Origin of the sequence: Clostridium sp. Cult3 (genome assembly GCF_021655115.1) — a bacterium.
Taxonomy (GTDB): Bacteria; Bacillota; Clostridia; order Tissierellales; family Tepidimicrobiaceae; genus PPXY01.
The window spans coordinates 16938-38014 of record NZ_PPXY01000014.1; the positions used below are offsets into that span (position 1 = coordinate 16938).

The following is a 21077-nucleotide window of genomic DNA, read 5'->3' on the forward strand; positions in this document are numbered from 1 at the left end:
CTATCGACTCATCTAATAACTTACACTACTCATTTAACATTAGGCTGGATATAACTATAAGTTCTATTTGCTTTAATTATATACCATATTGAAGTATTTGTAAAGTAAATTTTCAGAATAGATAGAAAAAGTGGAATGGAAGGTTTATATATTTAATAGCCTTTTTCCCTTTTCCGTAATTATGATAGTGTTTACAGGGACTTTATTACAGTGATTGGCGTAAGGGCAGTTGCCACAGCCAACACTACAATCCATTGCCCCATCATCTTCCTCAATATAGCCCATGCGAATCAGTTGAGTAAAAGCATCTTCTATTAATTCTTCTGGCATGTCTAAGCTTCGTGCTATATTAGCCTTAGATATATAATTAGAATCATGGATTTCTTTCAATATTTCTTTTAGCAAAACATCATCTCCTTAAGGCTAACTAAATCCTAGCAGTCTACCAATTTGATATACCAATACAGCAGCTATCCAACCTACTGCAAAGGTATAGAGGGCGGTGAATAGGGCCCACTTACTAGAATTGGTTTCCTTTTTTATAGTAGCTATAGTTGCAGCACAAGGTGTATATAATAAGGTCATAACCATGAAGGAAGCAGCTGTCAACGGGGTGAATACACTTTGCATAGCTGCTACTAGTTCAGCACCTTCTCCTACACCAGCATATACCATGCCTAGAGTGGCCACTACAGCCTCTTTAGCAGCTATTCCAGCAAACAATCCAACAGCAGCTTGCCAGGTTCCAAATCCTGCTGGTTTAAAAATAGGAGCAATAAACAAGCCTATTTTGCCTAATATGCTACTTTCGCTATAGGGCTCTACGCCTACAGGCAACATAGCTAGAATCCATAGTATAGTAACTACTGCAAATATAGTGGTTCCTGCTCTCTTAAGAAAACCAGAAACATTATCCCACATATTTCTCATTACATTTCTTAAAGTTGGCAATCTGTAAGGTGGAAGTTCCATGATAAAATAGGAGGATTCTCCTTTAAATAGGGTATTACTAAATATCTTTGCCATCAACAACGCTACCAATATCCCTAAGAAATATAGTAGGAACAATACTAGACCACCATTATTGGGGAAGAAAGCAGCTATAAACACCAAATAAATAGGTAGTTTAGCACCACAGGACATAAATGGGTTGATTAAAGTAGCAATCATCCTGTCTTTTTTACTATCTAAGGTTCTGGTAGCCATTACTCCTGGAACATTACATCCAAATCCAACTATCATGGATATAAAAGTCTTACCTTGAAGGCCTAGGGCTCTCATTATATTGTCCATTACATAGGCAGCCCTGGCCATATAACCGCTATCCTCTAATATTCCCATTAACATATATAATACCACTATCAACGGAATAAACTCTAATACAGCCCCAAGGCCTCCAATAATACCTTCTGCTACAAAAGATATTAGCCAATGAGGAGAGTTAACATTAATTAGAAAAGCCTCCACAGCCTCACCTAAAGTTTCAATACCCCCTGCAACTAATTCTCCCAACAAATCCTCACCAATGGCAAAGGTCAACTGAAACACCGCTAGCATTATTAGTGCAAAAATAGGTAGACCTAAATACTTATGAGTAAGGATCTTGTCAATCCTATCAGTTCTGGTTTCTACTACTACATCAGGCCTCTTTACGGTTTTATCGGCCACATTGTTTACAAACTCATATCTCTTATCTATAATTTCTAACTCATAATCCTCAGCACTTTCTCGCAACTGCTCCATCATACATTTGAATTCCTCGGAGGAATTTAAATATTCATCTTTATTTACTAATTCGAGTATATATTGATCTCCTTCTAAAAGTTTAATAGCAATCCATTGAGAAGGGTATTCTAATTCTCCATTCTTTAAAAATCCCTTCAACCTTTTTACTTCTTTATCTATGTTTTCACCATAGGATATATGGGGCTTATGGTCCATATCCTTTTCCATTAATTCTATAGACTTTTTAATCAACTCATCCATGCCTTTTCTCTTAGAAGCAATAGTAGGAACTACGGGTGCCCCTAATTTTTTTGATAGAGCATCCATATCAAATTTTATATTTCGTTCTTCAGCTTCATCTATCATGTTTAAGGCAACTACCACCTTGGCTCCCATTTCCAACAATTGGGTAGTCAAATATAGATTTCGTTCAATATTAGTGGCATCTACTACATTGATAACCACATCTGGATTGCCCTTAAGGATAAAATCCTTTGCAACTATTTCATCCTCAGAAAAGGCACCTAGACTATAGGTCCCAGGTAGATCCACTACATTATAAGTTTTTTCATCAAATTTAAATTTTCCTTCTTTTTTCTCTACGGTGACTCCTGGCCAGTTACCTACGTGTTGGTTAGACCCGGTAAGGGCGTTAAATACTGTAGTTTTACCGCTATTAGGATTTCCCACCAAAGCTATTGTATTCACTTCAATCCCCCTTCTATCATATGATAATCATTATCAACAAAAGACAAAAAATAAAGACTCAATCTCCTATCATTATTTTTTGAGCTAAACCACGACCTACTGCAATCTTATTTCCCGATAGGGATACTATTAAAGGACCCCTGTCATTTTTTATAACTTTTACATTAGATCCCGTGTTGAAGCCCATTTCATAGAGCCTTCTAGTGGCATAGCCTCCTGCTTCTATTCTTTGAACCCTACCTTTATCTCCAGGATTTAATTGACTTAGAGATGTTTTCGCCATAGCAATTCTCCTTTCTATATAAATATATTAAGGACTATGTAAATATCATCCATATATTTATTCAATGATACGAAATTGATAATCACTATCAATATGATAATATATTTTTGTTATAAATGCAATAGTTTAGGGTAAAATAATATCTTATTATTTGATTTCAAAAATACATCATCATTTAAAACCGGTAATTTAGCGCTTTTGTGTGATACCCTAGCTAAAATAAAAGTCATGTTTACAAAACTCTACTATTAGGGTATAATATAAACACACCCCCAGGGGGTGGGGATGAAGATGAGGAGTGATACTATGTCAAATAAAATCATTACCATAGATGTAGTAGGCATGACCTGTGCTGCTTGTTCTGCTAGAGTGGAAAAGGCATTGAATAAGCAAGATGGAATAATAAATGCAACTGTTAACCTACTACAACAAAAAGCTACTATAGAATACGATAAGGAGAAGATAGATCCAGATCAAATCGTTCAAACTATTGAGAAGACTGGATATCAAGTACCTTTAACCAAAAGGACCTTGTTGGTAGAAGGTATGACCTGTGCTGCTTGTTCAACTAGGGTAGAGAAGGTATTAAATAAAATTGAGGGAGTAACTAAAGCAAATGTAAATCTATCCACCAATAAAGCTATAGTTGAGTTTTCATCAGGGGCAGTAGAGGATGAAACGTTAATAAATGCAGTGGAAAAGGCTGGGTATAAGGCGGAAATGGAGATGGAAAGGGATATAGATAGGGAGAAAGAACTTAGGGAAAAGGAGATAAAATCCCTTAAGAGCTCCTTTATAATCTCAGCCATACTGAGTATCCCATTATTTTCCGCTATGTTTTTCCATATGGCGGGAGTAGACAATATACTTACCAATGGATATTTTCAGCTATTATTAGCAACTCCCGTACAGTTCATCATTGGCTATAGATTTTACAAAGGGGCTTTTAACTCCTTAAGAGGTGGAGGAGCTAATATGGATGTACTGGTATCCATGGGCACGTCAGCAGCCTACTTTTATAGTCTCTATAATCTATTAACAGGAGTTCATGAATACTACTTTGAAGCATCAGCAGTTATCATTACATTGATACTTTTAGGTAAAACTTTTGAGGCAGTAGCAAAAGGAAAAACCTCAGAGGCTATTAAGGAACTAATGGGACTCCAGCCAAAGGCTGCTCGGGTAATAAGAGAAGGCGTAGAAATGAGCATCCCTATAGAAAAGGTGGAAATAGGAGATACAATAGTAGTTAGACCTGGGGAGAGGATTCCTGTAGATGGAATCATCTTAGAAGGCAACTCATCCATAGATGAATCCATGATAACAGGGGAAAGTATCCCTATAGACAAATCCCAAGGGGATGAGGTAATAGGAGCTACCATTAACAAATTTGGTTCATTTAAATTTGAAGCCACAAAGATAGGAAAGGATACGGTACTATCTCAAATAATAAAGTTAGTAGAAGATGCTCAAGGCTCAAAAGCTCCAGTACAGAGGTTAGCCGATAGGATATCCGGTATATTTGTCCCTGTAGTGGTAGTTATAGCCTTGGTTACCTTCTTAGGATTTTATCTGGTGGGAGGTAGTTTCAATACAGGACTAATAAATGCAGTAGCAGTGTTGGTAATAGCTTGTCCCTGTGCCCTAGGCTTAGCAACACCAACGGCTATTATGGTAGGCACAGGAAAAGGAGCAGAAAATGGCATATTAATCAAATCGGGAGAACATCTAGAAAGGGCCCACAAGATGGAAACTATTGTACTAGACAAGACCGGCACCATCACTAAAGGAGAACCAGAAGTAACAGATATAATAAGCTTTAAGTCCTTGGATAAAGATGAATTGCTAAGGATAGCAGCAACAGTAGAAAAATCTTCTGAACATCCTCTAGGCCAAGCTATTGTAAGAAAAGGAGAAGAAGAACTACTCATGATAACTGAAGCAGAAGATTTTGCTGCTATACCAGGGAAGGGATTAAAGGCCATATTTGAAGGAAAGACTATTTATATAGGTAATAGAAAATTGATGAAGGAAGGCGGTATATCCATAGAAATAGGAGAAGAGGAATTACTCCGATTGGAATCAGAAGGGAAAACCGCTATGCTAGTAGCTATAGATGGAAATTTAGCTGGTATAATTGCGGTAGCAGATCAGATTAAGGAAAATTCTAAAAAAGCCATAGCAGGCCTAAAAGATATGGGCCTTGAAGTATATATGATAACAGGAGACAACGAAAGGACAGCTAAAGCCATTGCTAAACAAGTGGGAATATATAATGTATTAGCAGAAGTCCTACCTGAGAATAAGGCAGAAGTTGTCGAAAAAATAAAAAAAGAAGGAAAGCTTGTAGGAATGGTAGGGGATGGAATTAACGATGCCCCAGCCTTAGCAGCCTCTGATATTGGGTTTGCCATAGGCACGGGGACAGATGTAGCTATGGAAGCTGCAGATATAACCCTTATGAGAGGGGATTTAACTGGAATAGTTACAGCTATTAGGCTTAGCCACAGAACCATGAAGACTATCAAACAAAATCTATTCTGGGCCTTCTTCTACAATTCCATAGGTATACCCTTTGCAGCTTTAGGATTTTTGAATCCTATGATAGCAGGAGCGGCTATGGCCTTTAGCTCCGTATCAGTAGTTACCAACTCTTTAAGACTAAAAAAATTTAAATAATTGTGGGACAGGAGGTTAATAAAATGAAAAAGATCATAACTATTGAAGGCATGTCTTGCAATCACTGTGTAATGGCAGTAAAAAATGCATTGTCAGAGATAGAAGGAATTTCCCATGTAGATGTAGAATTAAACAACAACAGGGCAATAGTAGAAGGAGACAATTTGTCCGATGAAGTTTTAAAGGGGCAAATAGAAGAGGCTGGCTATGATGTAGTAGAAATAAAATAGAAATTTGGTGATATGATGAATCAAGGCAAGGAGAAAGCTGCCCAGAAGCTAAAGACCGTAAGGGGGCAGATAGACGGCATTATTAAGATGATAGAGGAGGATAGATATTGTGTAGATATATCTACACAAATACTATCTGCCATAGGTTTACTTAAGAAGGCCAATATAGACGTATTAAATGCCCATATAAGGTCTTGTGTAAAAGATGCAATTTTAGAAGGAGAAGAAGAGGGAGAAGAAAAAATAGATGAGATAATAACCATTATAGACAAATATATAAAATGACAATATTTTAACGAATAACTATCAATTTTGGTGCCAGGCACCAAAATTGATAGTTATTTTTTTATGTTAATTTTTTTACTAAAAGGGTATTACTAATTTAACTAATAGCATAAAAAACAGGTTGTCAACTGGTATAAAATACATTATCCTATTGATAGGCATCAATAACCTAAAGGAATAAGGAGGAGAAAGTTGAAAAACAAAATAGACGCTTTAAGAGAAGAATTATACAAAGAAATAAGCGCTAACAAAGTAGATTACCAGGAAATTTTGAGAATAAGCAAAGAGTTGGATGATCTTATAGTGGAGTATCATAAGGAAAATAAAATAGATGATGAAGAGCCTACCGATAAAAGCTAGCTGATACCTACTAGCTTTTTCTTTTTAATAATTATATATAAAGAAGTCATAATAATAAATACCATGTTGATTTTTAGAAATAAAAGGATTATAATAATAATGAAGGTCAGAGAAGGTCAAACTATTTAACCCTTCTATTTTTCAAAAAAAGGGGTGAAGTATATGGAATATAAAGACTATTACAAGATATTAGGGGTAAAGAAGAATGCAAGTAATGACGAAATCAAAAAAGCTTATAGAAAATTGGCTAAAAAGTACCATCCAGATTTAAATCCAGATGATAAAGAAGCCCAGGAAAAGTTTAAAGATATAAACGAAGCCTATGAAGTTTTAGGAGATGAGAATAAACGGAAGAAATATGATACATTTGGCAGCGGATATAATTTTACCAATGGGCAAAACTTTGATCCTTCCCAATTTGGATTTGAAAATTTTGGGGATGGATATAGATATACCTATACCACTGGGGGAGAAGGATTTAGTGATTTTTTCAACATGTTTTTTGGTGGGGAAGACTTTGGGATAAGCGATTTGTTTGGTGGTAGGTCTAGGGGTAGAACATCTTACTATGATCCTAAGCCCCAATCCTACGAATCAGAAATCAATATTAATTTAGAAGAAGGCTATAATGGTACTACTAAGACTATATCCTTTAGGGTAGGAAATCAGACAAAATCGTTATCGGTAAAGGTACCTAAGGGAATATTGCCCGGGAAAAAAATAAAGATTAAAGGCGAAAAAGCTGGAATCAGTGGAGATATTTATCTTAAGGTAAATTTTCTATCCCATGGGAAATATAGACTTGAGGGATTGGACATTTATCAAAAAGTAGATTTGCTTCCTTGGGAAGCTGCCTTAGGGGCCAAGGTGTTGATAAATACTTTATCAGGAGACAAGATCAAGATAACCATACCTTCTAATATGGAAGGGGGTAAAAAGATAAGGATTCCTAGGAAGGGATATAGAGATATGAAAGGAAATATAGGGGATTTATACATTGAAGCCAATATAGTAAACCCTCCTCATCTAACAGAAGAGCAAAAAAAGTTGTATGAAGAATTACGAGCTATAAACACATATAATCCGAGAGATTAAGAGGTGATATAGATGGATTTAAATAGGTTTACTCAAAAAAGTATAGAAGCTATACAGAATTCCCAAGAGATAGCAATTAAACATGGCAATCCTCAACTAGAGGAAATGCATATTCACTATGCCTTGGTATATCAAAACGAGGGTTTAATACCTAAGGTGTTATCCTATATGGGTGAAAATGTAGAGCTTATTAAAAATGATGTAGCTAAGGAATTGGAAAGCTTTCCTAAACAATCTGGTGGAGGAGGTACCCTCTATCCTAGTAGAATCTATACCAAAGTACTATTAAATGCTGAGGAGGAAGCTAAAAAATTTGGTGATGAATTTGTTGGGGTAGAGCATATCTATATATCCTTATTGAAGGAAAGGGGAATTAAATCTGAGAAAATATTTCATAGGTATAATATCAATCTACAGAGATTTTTGGAAGCCCTCAAAAAGATAAGAGGTAGTCAAATTATAACATCTGACAATCCAGAAGCTACCTATGATGCCCTAGAGAGATTTGGAAGAGATCTAACAGAAGAAGCAAGAAAAGGGAAAATAGATCCGGTAATAGGTAGAGATGATGAAATAAGAAACACCATTCGAATCTTATCTAGAAGGACTAAAAACAATCCAGTTTTAATAGGGGAGCCAGGAGTAGGTAAGACTGCTATTATAGAAGGATTAGCCCAAAGGATAGTAAATGGAGACGTGCCGGAAGGGTTAAAGGATAAAACCATATTTGCCCTAGACATGGGAGCTTTAATTGCAGGAGCCAAGTATAGAGGGGAGTTTGAAGAAAGGCTAAAGGCAGTATTAAAGGAAATAGAGGATTCCGATGGAAGGATCATAATGTTTATAGATGAAATTCACAATATAGTTGGAGCAGGAAGGACAGAAGGATCTATGGATGCTTCCAATCTATTAAAGCCCATGTTAGCTCGTGGAGAAATCTTATGTATTGGTGCTACAACTTTAGATGAATATAGACAATATATAGAAAAGGATGCTGCATTAGAGAGAAGATTCCAAAAGGTGTTGATAGACGAGCCTTCCTTAGAGGACACCATATCCATCCTTCGAGGGATCAAGGAAAAATATGAAATACACCATGGTATTAGGATTTCAGACAATGCAGTTATTGCATGTGCCACCTTATCTGATAGATATATTAGCGACAGATACCTACCAGATAAGGCTATAGACCTAATGGATGAAGCTTCCGCCATGATAAGAACGGAAATAGACAGTATGCCTGTAGAGTTAGATGAAACTCGAAGGAGAATACTCCAGTTAGAAATTGAAAGGGAAGCTTTGAAAAAGGAAACTGATGAAGGCTCTAAGATGCGCCTTGAGAATATAGAGAAGGAGATTTCAAACTTAAAAGAGGAATATGACATTAAAAAAGCCCAATGGGAAGAAGAAAAGAAGAATATATCCACCATTAAAGATATAAAGGAACAAATAGATAAGGCAAGGATAGAGATAGAAGATGCAGAGAGGAAATACGATCTAGAAAGATTGTCTCAGCTAAAATATGGTAAACTACCTCAATTGGAAAGACAATTAGAGGAAGCTAATTTAAAATACCAAGGCCAGGATAGGATGCTTAAGGAAGAAGTAACGGAAGAAGAAATAGCAGAAGTAGTATCCAAATGGACAGGGATTCCTGTATCTAAATTGGTGGAAACGGAAAGGGAGAAGCTATTAAATCTTGATGATATCCTTCACAGGCGAGTTGTAGGGCAGGATGAAGCTGTCGAATCCGTTGTAGATGCAGTTATTAGAGCTAGAGCTGGTATTAAGCCTGTAAATAGACCTGTAGGTTCCTTTATATTCTTAGGACCAACAGGAGTAGGTAAAACTGAATTGGCTAAGGCCTTGACAGAAACCCTTTTTGATGATGAAAGAAATATGGTAAGGATTGACATGAGTGAATATATGGAGAAACACTCAGTATCAAGGCTTATAGGAGCCCCACCTGGATACGTAGGATATGATGAAGGAGGTCAGCTAACGGAAGCTGTTAGGAGAAAGCCCTATTCCGTAATACTATTTGATGAAATAGAAAAGGCCCATTCTGATGTATTCAATATATTGTTGCAAGTATTAGACGATGGTAGACTGACGGATAACCAAGGAAGGACTGTAGACTTTAAAAATACCGTCATCATAATGACCTCCAATATAGGTTCATCTTATCTAATAGAGGGTCTGAAAGCTGATGGGAAAATTGATGAAAACACCAAAGAAATAGTAATGGACGAGATGAAGAGAACCTTTAGACCAGAATTTTTAAATCGACTAGATGAAATAGTAATGTTTAAACCCTTACGAAAAGAGGAGATATATAAGATAATCGATTTACAGATATGGGAAATAGAGAATAGGCTAAGGGATAGACAGATAACCATAGAATTTACCAATGAAGCCAAGGAATTTGTTTTAAATAGGGCTTATTCTATCCAATATGGAGCTAGACCAGTAAAAAGATTTCTACAAAAACATCTAGAAACAGAGATGGGAAGGATGATAATAAAAGGGGATCTAAAGGATAAAGACAGATTGGCCGTCAGTGTAGATAGAGATAGTTTAAAGATGAAAGTCGATAATTAACAAAACCCTAGCAACAAGTCAATGACTTGTTGCTAGGATTTTATATTTTCAACCATTACAATTTTCCTGACTGGAATATAGAAATCAACAACAACAGCCCAGCTATACCAGCACCTAAATACCCTACTATACCTATGGCTGATACACCATAGATTTTCAATCCTACATTTGCATTGATTACTAGGGAAGAGCTCACCAATAGGCCTGCTACTATTATGGCAAATATAAGTCGATTGACCATTCGGTTTATTTCGTTTAAACCATCGTCTATGTTTTGAAGCTTTAAGTTTAGCTTTAGTCTTCCGGCTAATCCAGTATTTATAAACTCCAAAGCCTTAGAGGATAATTCTAGACTAGATTTAATAGACGTATACAAAAATAGAGCCAATTCCTTTGGATCCATATTATTAAATTTATTTTTTACCATCTGTTCCTCGAAGTAAGGAAGAGCAATATCTATTATGGTCAATTGTTTATCTATCTTGGCCAGTACTCCCTGGAGGGTCATCATTCCCTTTACTAATAGAGTTATATCCTTAGGCATATTGATATTGTTTTCTTTACATATTATCATGATCTCTTCCAATATCTGAGGGAGGTCATAGTTGTGGATGGATTCATCTATATAGGTATCATACATAGTTTCTATATCCTTGTGAAGCCTATTTACATCTATAGGGCCTTTTTTTATGCCTATTTTTAAAACGGATTTGGTCATTAATTGAATATCCCCTGTAGCAGCCCCTTCTAATATTTGGTTTAATTTTTTCCTTAAATTCAGATCCAAACTTCCCATAAGACCAAAATCTATATATCCTATGGCATTTTCATGGATTAATATATTTCCTGGGTGAGGGTCTGCATGGAAAAAACCATCCTCAAATATCTGTTTAAAATAATTATAAGTAAGTTTGGTGGCTATATCGTGGATATCATAACCTTCTTCTGACAACTGACTTGTATTATCTATTTTTATTCCAGATATATAATCCATCACCAAAATCTTGTCCGTACAATATTCTTCATAGACTTTGGGGCAGGTTATGAACTTTACATCTTTGTTGTTCTCAGTAAACTTGATAATATTGTTCATCTCTTCTACGAAGTTTAATTCCTTTTGGGCAGCGGTGCTTAGTTCTTCTACTATCTCCTTCATATCTACAACTTCCCCTGTAGCAGTAAAATTGACAAAGGGGGCAAGTTTTTTTAGTATTTGAATATCTGATAACATCCGTTCTCTAACTAAGGGTCTCTGAACTTTTATTACCACTTTTTCTCCAGTTTTAAGCTTGGCAGAATATACCTCAGCCAGGGAAGCAGAAGCTATTGGGATTGTCTTAAATTCCATGAATATATCGTCAATAGAGCCTTTTAACTCTCCCTCTATGACCCTTTTCATTGTGTCAAAATCTTCAGGCTTAACTTCATCCTGCAATTTTTGGAATTCATCTATGTATTCCATAGGCAATATATCTGGGCGAGTAGATAGTATTTGTCCAATCTTAACAAAGGTTGGACCCAGCTCTTCTAACACCAACCTTAATTCCTTTGGATCTCCTATTCCATTCTTAAACCCATGTTTTACAGACACGGATACGATCTCTTTAAGCCTTTTTTTTGTATAATTATTATCCATAGCAAACAAAACACCTTGAAGAATCAAGGTGTTTTATCCCTCCATATTAGTTATTTTTTTCTAGCTTATCGATTCTATTACTTAAGGTTTCTAAATCTTCTTTTGTTGCAAGATTTAAGCTATCTAGATAGTTTTTAATATTATTTTCTACATCGACAATATTCTGGGCATTGGACTTGTTGTCTTCCACTACCCTTTTTAGCTCCTCGTTTAACTTCTTACCTTGTTCTACTGTTATCTTACCTCTTTCTACCAAATCCTGTACTAGATCATTAGCTTTTTCATAAGTTAGAGCAAGACTACCAATACCTGCAAAAAACACCTTTTTTAATAGATCTTCCATAGTGATCCCTCCCAAAATTATTAACACCTATGTAAGAATATCTAGAAGTATACCCTTAATATCATCAAGTTTTTTAAGTATCTTTATCCTATTGCCTTCTAGGTCTAAAAAATCTTTAGTTAATTCATCTAATTCATTATCAACCTTCTTTACTAATGAATATACCCTATGTCTACCCCTTCTATCCAAGGAATTTTCCTTATAAAATATGTGGGAATTATTTATGGTAATATCTAGAAAATCCTTTACTAGTTTTTTATACTGAATTAAATCCTCAATAAACAGTTTGTCCTGAAGTTTACTGGACTGTACTTCTATCTTATCATATAATATCTTAAGTTGCTCTTTTATATGCTCTTGTTCTATTTCATTTAATTTATTTTTAAAGGTTTCATGAACTTCATTTTTTCGAGTTCTATTTACATTGTCAATTCTTGTTATATTGCTTATACTTGCTCTTTCGATCCTAGACATAGTTCCACCTTCCCTTACTATTCTATTATATACTATCGGCAACATAAATAAAAAATATAATAATAACTTAAGGAAAAATGATAAAATGTCGATATAATTATTGAAGTCAATAGATAAGGATGATCTTATGGAAGCAATAAGCTTAAACAAAAAGGAAAATATAATAGAAGCCTATTCTCTAAAACCTACTCTTCCCTATGATATAGAAGGAATACTTGTAGAAAAGGAAGGCAAGAACATCAAGGTGGAAAAAACCTTTGAAGACAGAAACCTTCAGTATGCCTTGAGGCTAAAGGAAGAAACTAGCTTCCAAGTAGGGGAAAAGATAAAAATAGATAAAGAGGATATATTGTCCATGAAGGTGAACGAATCTCAGGAAGAATGGTTAGAAAAGTCTATAGATTCGGAAGAGATCATAAATGAATTAGGTTTTCAAGATACAGAAGAGACTAGAAGAGCAATAGAATATCTATTAAATCATAATATTCCTATAAACAAGGAGAATTTAGAATCCTTTTTTATGTCTAAAAGATATTTAGAAGAAATAGTTGAAAATATAGATTTTGACTCCTGTATTAAGTTGTTGCACAAGGATATAGATATAGGAGAAGACTCCCTTCAAAAAATTGCTGAAGGGTTAAAGGAGATAAATAGAGAAGAACAGGATATATCTTTAATAGAACTTTTTAAATCAAATAAAAAGTTAGGCTACAAGGAAGCAGAAAAAATTGCAAAAGATATATATGGAACTAGGATGGGAAAAGATGTTTATGACAGTATCATAGCACTAGATAGACAAAAGATGCCCATAAATAGGCAAAATATAGAAAAGGTTATGGAAGTAATAGACAAACTTCAGGACTTGAGGGAATACGATGATGAGATATTGGTAAAGGCATTAAAAGAAGAAGCTACCGTAAACATTGAAAACCTATATAAACTTAAACACTCTTATAATACTAGTGGTATAGATACGAATATTACTTCTACCATATACGATAATTTCACCATAGAAGAAGAACTGTCTCTAGAGGATATATTGGCAATACTAAGAGAATTGAATTTAGATGAGAGGGAAGAAAACATCAATCTAATAAGGGAGCTTGTTTTAAATGAGGTAGATATTACAAGGGATAATGTAGAAAAGATTATGGATTTGAAGGGAGACTTAGAGGAACTGATAACCCTTTTAGATGAAGTTCATGTGGTTAGATTAATAGATGATAGGATAGACCCACTAAAAGAAGATATATCCAAATTAGTAAAGATAGTTAAGGACCTACCTCCTTTAGAAGAGGATATCCAATTAGATCAGGCAAAAGATATATTGAAGGAAGTAGCAAATTTGAAATCCATTACCTACAGGGATTTGATAAACTTGATCAAATCTGGAAAGGACTTTAGGGTAGAAAATTTGAAGGAAGTAATCTCCACAGATAAAAACTTAGATAAGGGGTTAAATGGGAAAACTGCTGAAAAAGCTATAACCATTTCCAATATATTTAACACCCTAGGAGAAGTAGATTCAAATACTATAGCCTTTGCAGTAAAGAGGTACAATACCATAAGCTTACACAATCTATATGAATCTCAAAGGGAGTTAAACCATGGCGAAGATATAGCCTTAGAACCTATAAGCCAGCTAGAGGAAAGCCTTATTAGACAGGAATACTTAAATGCTAGAAGCAATACCACATTAAATATAATTAGGATGAGCATAGAAGATGGCTTAGATATAGAGCATATGGCTATAGAGGAGCTAAATGAATATATAGATGACAAGATGAAGGCTAGGGATTTTAGTAAGCTATCCAAGAGGATAGCCCATATGAAAGGAAAAGAGGATATATTAGTATCTATGGCAATAAAAAATCATCTCAATATGTCTATTAATCAATTAAACTTTTTAAACGATCTTTTACACAGTAGCAATGGTTTAGGTTCTATAATAGATTTAATATTAAAGAAACAGAAGCATTCCATGGATAAGGAGTTAAAAGAAGGAACCCAAATATTGGAGAATAGAATCAAGGAATTTTCTACTTCCCTAAAGGAAGGGAAAGATAGGGTCAAAGAGGATTATAAAGATGTGCTAGAGAGTTTAGAAGATCTAAGCCAGTCATCAGACTCTAATGGTAGAGAAAAAGATGAATCCATGAAACAGATGGAAAAGTATTTAGAGCTACAGGATATGCTTTCTAAAGATGATCTAATCTTACAGCTGCCGATGGTGGCAGGAGAAGGATACAAAAATGTTAATTTAATAATTCCCAACGTTAAAAAGGGTATAGATAAGAACAATATGCTATTTTACTTCAATATTCATACAGAACATCTAGGGGAGCTAAGCTTTAACTTAAGGGTAAAAGGAAGGGATGTGTCTGTAGATTTTGAAGGAAATAAAGAAGATATGATATTAGAAAACAAAAATATATTGGAAAGCGGATTAAATAGGATTGGCTATAATTTAAAAGAAATGAAAGTAAATACTCTATATTAGGTGAGAATATGAAAATACGTTTAGTCCCACAAAAATATATTAAAGAGGCCTATGAAAAGAAGAAACAGGAAGGCAATTCTCAACTAAAAAAGGAACTGGGAATAGAAAATGTGGAAAAGGTCCCAAAGGAATTATTTCAAATTCTAGGAGAGACCTTATCCTTTATCGAAAATGTAAACAATATGGAGGGAGAGAAAGATGAGGATAAATAACAATATACCGGCCTTAAATACCCACAGGATGTTGAATATCAATACCAATGGACTGGAAAAGGCTTTAGAAAAACTATCATCAGGAAAGAGGATTAATAAGGCTGCCGACGATGCAGCAGGACTAGCTATATCCCAAAAGATGGAAGCACAGATAAGAGGCTTAAGACAAGCTTCAAGAAACGGCCTAGACGGCATATCCTTAATCCAGACTGCGGAAGGAGCATTAAACGAAGTTCATGCTATGCTGCAGAGGATGAGAGAACTGTCTGTACAAGGGGCCAACGGAATATATGCAGATGAGGATTTAGAAGCCATAGCCAATGAACTAAAAGAATTAACAGAGCAGATAGATAAAATTGCAAAAGATACGGAATTCAACGGAATACCATTATTGAAAGGGGATCTAAGTAGTGATAATACTTCTACCCACCTTAGACTTCATATAGGAGCAAATAAAGACCAATATATTAAGATAGATATGTCAGAGATAAATATTACTGTTAGTGATGATGATAATGATGGATTAAAGCTTATTAATGATATTATAATAAAAGATGATGATAATGATGGATTTAAAGTTGACGATAGTGTACTAGTCCCTGAAAATTTTGAATCAGCCATAGAAATCTATGATGCTGCAGTAACTAAGGTAGCCTCCCATCGTTCCAAACTAGGGGCTTATCAAAATAGATTAGAGCATACCATAAAGAATCTAGATAATACGGCAGAAAATCTAACATCAGCTAAATCTAGAATAGAGGATGCTGACATGGCTATAGAGATGAGTGAATTTGTGAAATTAAGCATATTACAACAAGCAGGAACGGCTATGCTTTCTCAAGCTAATCAACTACCTCAGTCGGTACTTCAATTATTACAATAGGAGATGATTTGAACTATGGATGCCATGGGATTAGAAAAGAGAATTTCTACTACCAATGAAGCAGGACTAATAGCCATACTATATGAAGCATTAATTCACAACTTCACCAGTGGTATAGCAGCTATCCATGAAGAGGACTATGAAACGTTAAACAGGATAACCAATCATTCCCGGGACATATTAGCAGAGTTATTGGTTCAATTCAGTGGAGATGATGAAATTTCTTCAAATTTACGTGAAATCAACTTTTACATAAACAGATTGATAACTGAAGGGGAGTATGAAAGGGATCCATCCCTATTCGAAACTTCTATAGAGGTGCTTACCCCTATATGTGAAGGATTTCAACAACTAGAAATAAAAGAAGAACCAAAATCGGTAACAGGCCTTACCTATGGGAAGAATCACTTGGATGAGCATACATTAAAAGGCAATAGAAGTTTTGAAGGATAACTAAAAAAGCTGTGGAATATTCCACAGCTTTTTCTATGTACCCGTGCACCCAGCTTTGTCGCTATACCCCAAGCGTTACCTAAACAGTTAACTCGGAACAGGCACCCCTACGGCACACGAAAGTGTCTACTTACCGCTGCTTCCTCCCGGATCTGACGGGATTCATAGATTTTCGTTGCGCAGGACCCATTCGTCAACGCCACTTATTTAGGGCAGACCTTGAAATATAAAACGCCTAGACTGGGAATTCAACCCTGCTATAGCGGATTGCAGGTTACAGGGCACCGCTACCTCCCCATCTAGCACGGAAAAATTTAAAATGGCGGAGAGAGAGGGATTCGAACCCTCGAAACGCTCATCACGTTTACACGATTTCCAGTCGTGCGCCTTCGTCCAACTCGACCATCTCTCCAAAATTATTATTAAATTATAAACATAGGCTTTACAGAATTATATTATACTTAAATTATCTCCATATGTCAACTATAACTTTTTGACGGATGTAAATTTGTGCATTTAAATCCTACACCCTAGTAGCTATTTCAGTGGAGATTTTATCCCAAAACGTCAAAATCAAAACCTTTTATATATACATCCAATCCATTATAATATAGTTAAGGTTAAAATATAAGGGGGTATCCTTAGTGGATGTAAGGGAAAAAACCTATTATAGGAAAATTCATGAACCCATTGACAGCGTAGTAGATGATGATGGAATGTTTACTTTTGGAACATACAGAAAGGCCATTCCCAATATAAATATGCTAGAAGCCAAGGGGCCTTTTAATTTCCCAGCTACAAGATCCTTTAAGAAATTTCGTCTAAAGGAATGGGAGGCTTTTCAGGCAGGTAATGAAAGGATATTCATATTTGGAGCCATATACAATGCTAAAGTAGCTGGAATTGCTCTTCTACATATATATGATAGACAAATTAAAAAACTGTACAGGTATGAAAAAATCACCTCATCTTTTAATCTTCCTACCATAGCATCAGGCCTTGTAGATACATGTACGGAATATGAGGCAAAAAAGTTTAAAATGTCAATCCATAATAATCTAGAAAGAAACGAAATAAAGGTCGCAGCAGATATAGATCCAATGGAGGATTTACCCAATGTGAAGTTAGTCATTAAATGCCACCATACCCCAGAGCCCATAGTCATATGTCAGCCCTTCGGTGAGAATAGAGGCTTGTATTCCCACAAAAATTTCATGCCTATGGAAGGCTATATGGTATTAGGGAAAGAAACCCTTCTATTTGATATAGATAATTCCTATATGATAATAGACGATCACAAAGGCTATTATCCTTATAATATGAAATATGATTGGACAACAGGATGGGGAAAGGATACTAATGGTCATATATTTGGATTCAATCTAACGGACAATCAGATAATTAACAAAGAAGTTTACAACGAAAACTGCCTATGGATGGACAGTAGCATGTATCCCTTACCACCAATTAAATTCTACACTTATAAGCAAGGTGAAGAAGAAAAATGGCATATTAAAGATGATTATGGGATGGTAGATCTATACTTCTATCCAGAAATCAAAACCGAGATAAAGGTAAATCTATTGATATTATCCATTGATTATGAAGCTCCTATGGGAAGGATAGAGGGACAATTTAAATCAATAGATACAAAGGTTGATATTTCCAATTGCTTTGGTATGGGAGAAAAGAAAAGATTTAGAATATAGGGGGGACACCCAATATGAATATTGGTGTAATTATTCCTCTCATCTGGTATAATATATGTATTAAATAATATAAGGGTGGATAAGATGTATCAAGCACTGTATAGACAATATAGACCTAAGACTTTTGATGAAGTATTGGGGCAAGAACATATAACTACAACATTAAAAAATCAAATTGCAAATGGCAATATTGGTCATGCCTATCTGTTCTCTGGTACAAAGGGGACAGGAAAGACCTCTACTGCAAAGATATTTGCAAGAGCGGTAAACTGCCTAAGCCCAATTAATGGTAACCCCTGTAATGAGTGTGAAATATGCAAGGGCATACTGGATGAATCCATTATGGATGTAATAGAGATGGATGCTGCAAGCAATAATAGTGTAGACGATATAAGGGAGCTAAGGGATAAGGTAGTCTATCCTCCTTCAAGAGCAAGGTATAAGATCTATATAATAGACGAGGTTCATATGCTATCAAAGGGAGCTTTTAACGCTCTATTGAAAACTTTAGAAGAACCGCCAAAGCATTTAATATTTATATTAGCTACTACAGAATCTGAAAGATTACCTCAAACAATCCTATCTAGATGCCAAAGATTTGACTTTAAAAGGATAATAAACAAAGATATAGTGGCTAATATGGAAAAGATATGTGATGAGCTGAGTATACCAGTAGAAGGAAGGGCACTTAGTTTAATAGCTCGGAATTCCGATGGCGCTATGAGAGATGCCTTAAGTCTTTTAGATCAGTGCATATCCTACAAAGATGGAGATCTAACCTATGAAGATGCTCTAGACATACTGGGCATAGCCAATACAGAGCTTTTGTTTTCTATGGTAAGGGATATAAGGGAAAAAGAACTAGAAAAAGCACTATTGAAAATAGATGAAATAGTTCAGAATGGGAAGGACATTCATCAATTTATAAAAGATCTAATATATCACTTTAGAAACCTATTGATTACAAAGACTACTAATAATTCTAGGGACATAATGGATATGGATGAAGAAACCATCCAAATGTACTTAGAACAGAGCAATGATATGTCTTTAGATTATATTTTAAAAGCATTAGACATACTAACTAAAAGTGAAAGTCAAGCTAAATGGGCAACTCAACCAAGAATAATACTTGAAATGGCCACTATAAAACTGGTAAACTTAGAAGAACAGGTAAGTTTAGAAGATAGGGTAAAGAAATTAGAGATGATGATAGCTACTGGTGACATAGGTCTGTCAAAGACAACAGATATGAAAACTCAGAAGAAAACAAAAGTATCCAATAAGAAAATAGAAGCACCTAAGGAAAAAGTTGAGAAAGAAATGGATTCGGCTCCAATATTTGACGATGGAAAGGAGCTAGCCTTTGAAACCATTATCAACCAATGGCCAAAAGTGTTGAAGACAGTACGAGATAGTAGACCTAGCACCCATGCCCTACTAATGGAAGGTAGACCAGTCTCTTTTGTAAACAACAAACTTCAAATTGGATACAAGGATGGATATGGTATTCACAAGGAGCTCATAAGTAGCACGGAGAACAAGGAACTGGTACAAAAAATAGTGTCATCCTATTTTAGCAAAAATATTAACATAGACTTTATCATGGATGTTCAACAGATATCCGATGATACAGAGGATGAAGAAGACAAAATCCAAGAAGTAAAGGACTTCTTTGGAGAAGATATTGTAGAAATAAAATGATTTATAGGAAGGAGATTTAATATGGCAAGAGGTGGATTCCCAGGAATGGGTAATATGGGAAACATGATGAAACAGATGAAAAAGGTACAAAAACAGATGGAAGAAATGCAAAAACAATTAGAACAATCTGAGGTAGAAGCCAGTGCAGGAGGGGGAGCAGTTACAGCTAAGGCTAATGGTAAAAAGGAGATAATAGCTATTACTATAGACGAATCAGTAGTAGATCCTGAAGATGTAGAAATGCTACAGGATTTAGTATTAGCGGCAGTAAACGAGGCTTTAAGAAATGCAGAAGAATTGGCAACACAGGAGATGAACAAACTAACTGGAGGTATGAATATACCAGGATTGTTCTAAGGGAAAGGTTGATGTAGATGGATTACTATGCACTACCCATTGCGAATTTAATCGAACAGTTTTCTAAACTGCCAGGCATAGGAAGAAAGACTGCTCAACGTCTTGCTTTTTATATATTGGAAATGGATACTATAGAAGCTGAAAAGCTGGCTAAAGCCATTACAAATGCAAAAGAGAAGGTTCATTACTGTAGCATATGCTGTAATTTGACTGATGAGGACCCTTGTCATATATGTAGTGACGATAGAAGGGATAAATCTATTATATGTGTAGTAGAAGGAGCAAAAGACATAATAGCTATGGAAAGAACCAGGGAATATAAGGGATTATATCATGTACTTCATGGTGCCATATCCCCAATGGACAATATAGGTCCAGACGAAATAAAAGTAAAGGAATTACTAAATAGAACCTATGAAGGTGAGATTGAAGAAGTAATATTAGCTACCAACCCTACAGTAGAAGGAGAAGCTACAGCACTATATATAGCAAAACTTCTAAAACCTCTAGGTATTAAAACTACCAGAATAGCCCACGGAATTCCAGTAGGTGGAGACTTGGAGTACTTCGACGAAGTAACTCTTTCAAAGGCTATGGAAAACAGGAGGGAATTATAAAACCAGGGGCTAGTTTGTCCCCATAAAATTCTTTGAAAGTCAGGAGAAATCATGTAATAAATTCATGACATCTCCTGACTTTTTGATATATAGTTGTAGATTTATGTGTTGTAATTATGTGCCTAGTCCCGACATATTTGGGGAAGAACGCCACCTCCAATGCAAGATTCGTGAAGTATCACGACACGGAGAAAAAATGGCTGCGAAGATCGCTATCGCTAAA

The 21077-nt window shown here is 35.4% G+C and carries 20 protein-coding genes, 1 tRNA gene and 1 other RNA gene; 14 read left to right on the forward strand and 8 right to left on the reverse strand.

Features of this window, described 5'->3' with window-relative positions; genetic code table 11:
• Positions 1–144: 144 nt before the first annotated feature.
• From C3E88_RS03590 to C3E88_RS03600, 3 genes are read right to left on the reverse strand one after another with little or no spacing between them, the layout of a single operon-like run.
• Positions 145–405, reverse strand: a complete 261-nt coding sequence (locus tag C3E88_RS03590) for a FeoC-like transcriptional regulator (RefSeq protein ID WP_236908798.1) — start codon at positions 403–405, stop codon at positions 145–147.
• Between the two features lie 18 nt (positions 406–423).
• Entirely contained in the window at positions 424–2433 is a 2010-nt protein-coding gene (gene feoB, locus C3E88_RS03595; RefSeq protein ID WP_236908799.1) for a ferrous iron transport protein B, read from the reverse strand.
• Positions 2434–2491: 58 nt separating this feature from the next.
• Entirely contained in the window at positions 2492–2716 is a 225-nt protein-coding gene (locus C3E88_RS03600) for a FeoA family protein (RefSeq protein ID WP_236908800.1), read from the reverse strand.
• Positions 2717–3001: 285 nt separating this feature from the next.
• On the opposite strand from C3E88_RS03600, the gene C3E88_RS03605 reads away from it, so the two are divergent.
• From C3E88_RS03605 to clpB, 6 genes are all read left to right on the forward strand, one after another.
• Positions 3002–5395 (forward strand): heavy metal translocating P-type ATPase, encoded by a 2394-nt coding sequence (locus tag C3E88_RS03605; protein ID WP_272878404.1) that lies wholly within the window; start codon positions 3002–3004, stop codon positions 5393–5395.
• A gap of 23 nt (positions 5396–5418) precedes the next feature.
• Positions 5419–5625 carry a heavy-metal-associated domain-containing protein gene (locus C3E88_RS03610; protein WP_236908801.1) on the forward strand — a complete coding sequence of 69 codons (207 nt, stop codon included), beginning with the start codon at positions 5419–5421 and terminating at the stop codon, positions 5623–5625.
• Positions 5626–5640: 15 nt separating this feature from the next.
• Positions 5641–5910, forward strand: coding sequence for a metal-sensing transcriptional repressor (locus C3E88_RS03615; protein WP_236908816.1), 270 nt, complete (start codon positions 5641–5643; stop codon positions 5908–5910).
• A 192-nt stretch (positions 5911–6102) separates the two neighbouring features.
• Positions 6103–6270, forward strand: a complete 168-nt coding sequence (locus C3E88_RS03620) for an aspartyl-phosphate phosphatase Spo0E family protein (protein ID WP_236908802.1) — start codon at positions 6103–6105, stop codon at positions 6268–6270.
• A gap of 162 nt (positions 6271–6432) precedes the next feature.
• Positions 6433–7365: a J domain-containing protein gene (locus C3E88_RS03625; RefSeq protein ID WP_236908803.1), complete on the forward strand. Its 933-nt coding sequence runs from the start codon at positions 6433–6435 to the stop codon at positions 7363–7365.
• A 12-nt stretch (positions 7366–7377) separates the two neighbouring features.
• Entirely contained in the window at positions 7378–9966 is a 2589-nt protein-coding gene (gene clpB, locus C3E88_RS03630; RefSeq protein WP_236908804.1) for an ATP-dependent chaperone ClpB, read from the forward strand.
• A 55-nt stretch (positions 9967–10021) separates the two neighbouring features.
• Here clpB and C3E88_RS03635 read toward each other — a convergent pair whose 3' ends face one another.
• From C3E88_RS03635 to C3E88_RS03645, 3 genes are read right to left on the reverse strand one after another with little or no spacing between them, the layout of a single operon-like run.
• Positions 10022–11602, reverse strand: coding sequence for an ABC1 kinase family protein (locus C3E88_RS03635; protein ID WP_236908805.1), 1581 nt, complete (start codon positions 11600–11602; stop codon positions 10022–10024).
• Between the two features lie 46 nt (positions 11603–11648).
• The gene (locus C3E88_RS03640) at positions 11649–11945 is read right to left on the reverse strand and encodes a phasin family protein (protein WP_236908806.1); all 297 of its coding nucleotides are present in this window, start codon (positions 11943–11945) and stop codon (positions 11649–11651) included.
• A 27-nt stretch (positions 11946–11972) separates the two neighbouring features.
• On the reverse strand, positions 11973–12419 hold the full coding sequence (locus tag C3E88_RS03645; protein ID WP_236908807.1) for a YaaR family protein: 447 nt from the start codon (positions 12417–12419) through the stop codon (positions 11973–11975).
• A gap of 127 nt (positions 12420–12546) precedes the next feature.
• Between C3E88_RS03645 and C3E88_RS03650 the strand changes: the two genes are divergently transcribed.
• From C3E88_RS03650 to C3E88_RS03665, 4 genes are read left to right on the forward strand one after another with little or no spacing between them, the layout of a single operon-like run.
• The gene (locus C3E88_RS03650; protein WP_236908808.1) at positions 12547–14919 is read left to right on the forward strand and encodes a DUF6240 domain-containing protein; all 2373 of its coding nucleotides are present in this window, start codon (positions 12547–12549) and stop codon (positions 14917–14919) included.
• An 8-nt stretch (positions 14920–14927) separates the two neighbouring features.
• Positions 14928–15131, forward strand: coding sequence for a hypothetical protein (locus C3E88_RS03655; RefSeq protein ID WP_236908809.1), 204 nt, complete (start codon positions 14928–14930; stop codon positions 15129–15131).
• Positions 15118–16014, forward strand: a complete 897-nt coding sequence (locus tag C3E88_RS03660; protein WP_236908810.1) for a flagellin N-terminal helical domain-containing protein — start codon at positions 15118–15120, stop codon at positions 16012–16014. Before C3E88_RS03655 ends, C3E88_RS03660 begins: the two co-directional genes overlap by 14 nt.
• 15 nt (positions 16015–16029) lie before the next feature.
• Positions 16030–16467 (forward strand): flagellar protein FliS, encoded by a 438-nt coding sequence (locus C3E88_RS03665; protein ID WP_236908811.1) that lies wholly within the window; start codon positions 16030–16032, stop codon positions 16465–16467.
• 41 nt (positions 16468–16508) lie between these two features.
• Here the strand turns inward: C3E88_RS03665 and ffs are convergent.
• An RNA gene (gene ffs / locus C3E88_RS03670) (signal recognition particle sRNA large type) lies at positions 16509–16775 on the reverse strand.
• A 12-nt stretch (positions 16776–16787) separates the two neighbouring features.
• Positions 16788–16879: transfer RNA gene (locus C3E88_RS03675), tRNA-Ser, on the reverse strand.
• A gap of 232 nt (positions 16880–17111) precedes the next feature.
• Here C3E88_RS03675 and C3E88_RS03680 point away from each other — a divergent pair.
• The 4 genes from C3E88_RS03680 to recR all read left to right on the forward strand — a co-directional run bounded on the left by C3E88_RS03680 (position 17112) and on the right by recR (position 20854).
• Positions 17112–18176 carry a DUF2804 domain-containing protein gene (locus tag C3E88_RS03680; protein WP_236908812.1) on the forward strand — a complete coding sequence of 355 codons (1065 nt, stop codon included), beginning with the start codon at positions 17112–17114 and terminating at the stop codon, positions 18174–18176.
• Positions 18177–18260: 84 nt separating this feature from the next.
• Positions 18261–19880, forward strand: coding sequence for a DNA polymerase III subunit gamma/tau (dnaX, locus tag C3E88_RS03685; RefSeq protein ID WP_236908817.1), 1620 nt, complete (start codon positions 18261–18263; stop codon positions 19878–19880).
• A 21-nt stretch (positions 19881–19901) separates the two neighbouring features.
• On the forward strand, positions 19902–20237 hold the full coding sequence (locus C3E88_RS03690; RefSeq protein WP_236908813.1) for a YbaB/EbfC family nucleoid-associated protein: 336 nt from the start codon (positions 19902–19904) through the stop codon (positions 20235–20237).
• Positions 20238–20254: 17 nt separating this feature from the next.
• Entirely contained in the window at positions 20255–20854 is a 600-nt protein-coding gene (gene recR, locus C3E88_RS03695; protein WP_236908814.1) for a recombination mediator RecR, read from the forward strand.
• Positions 20855–21077 lie beyond the last annotated feature (223 nt).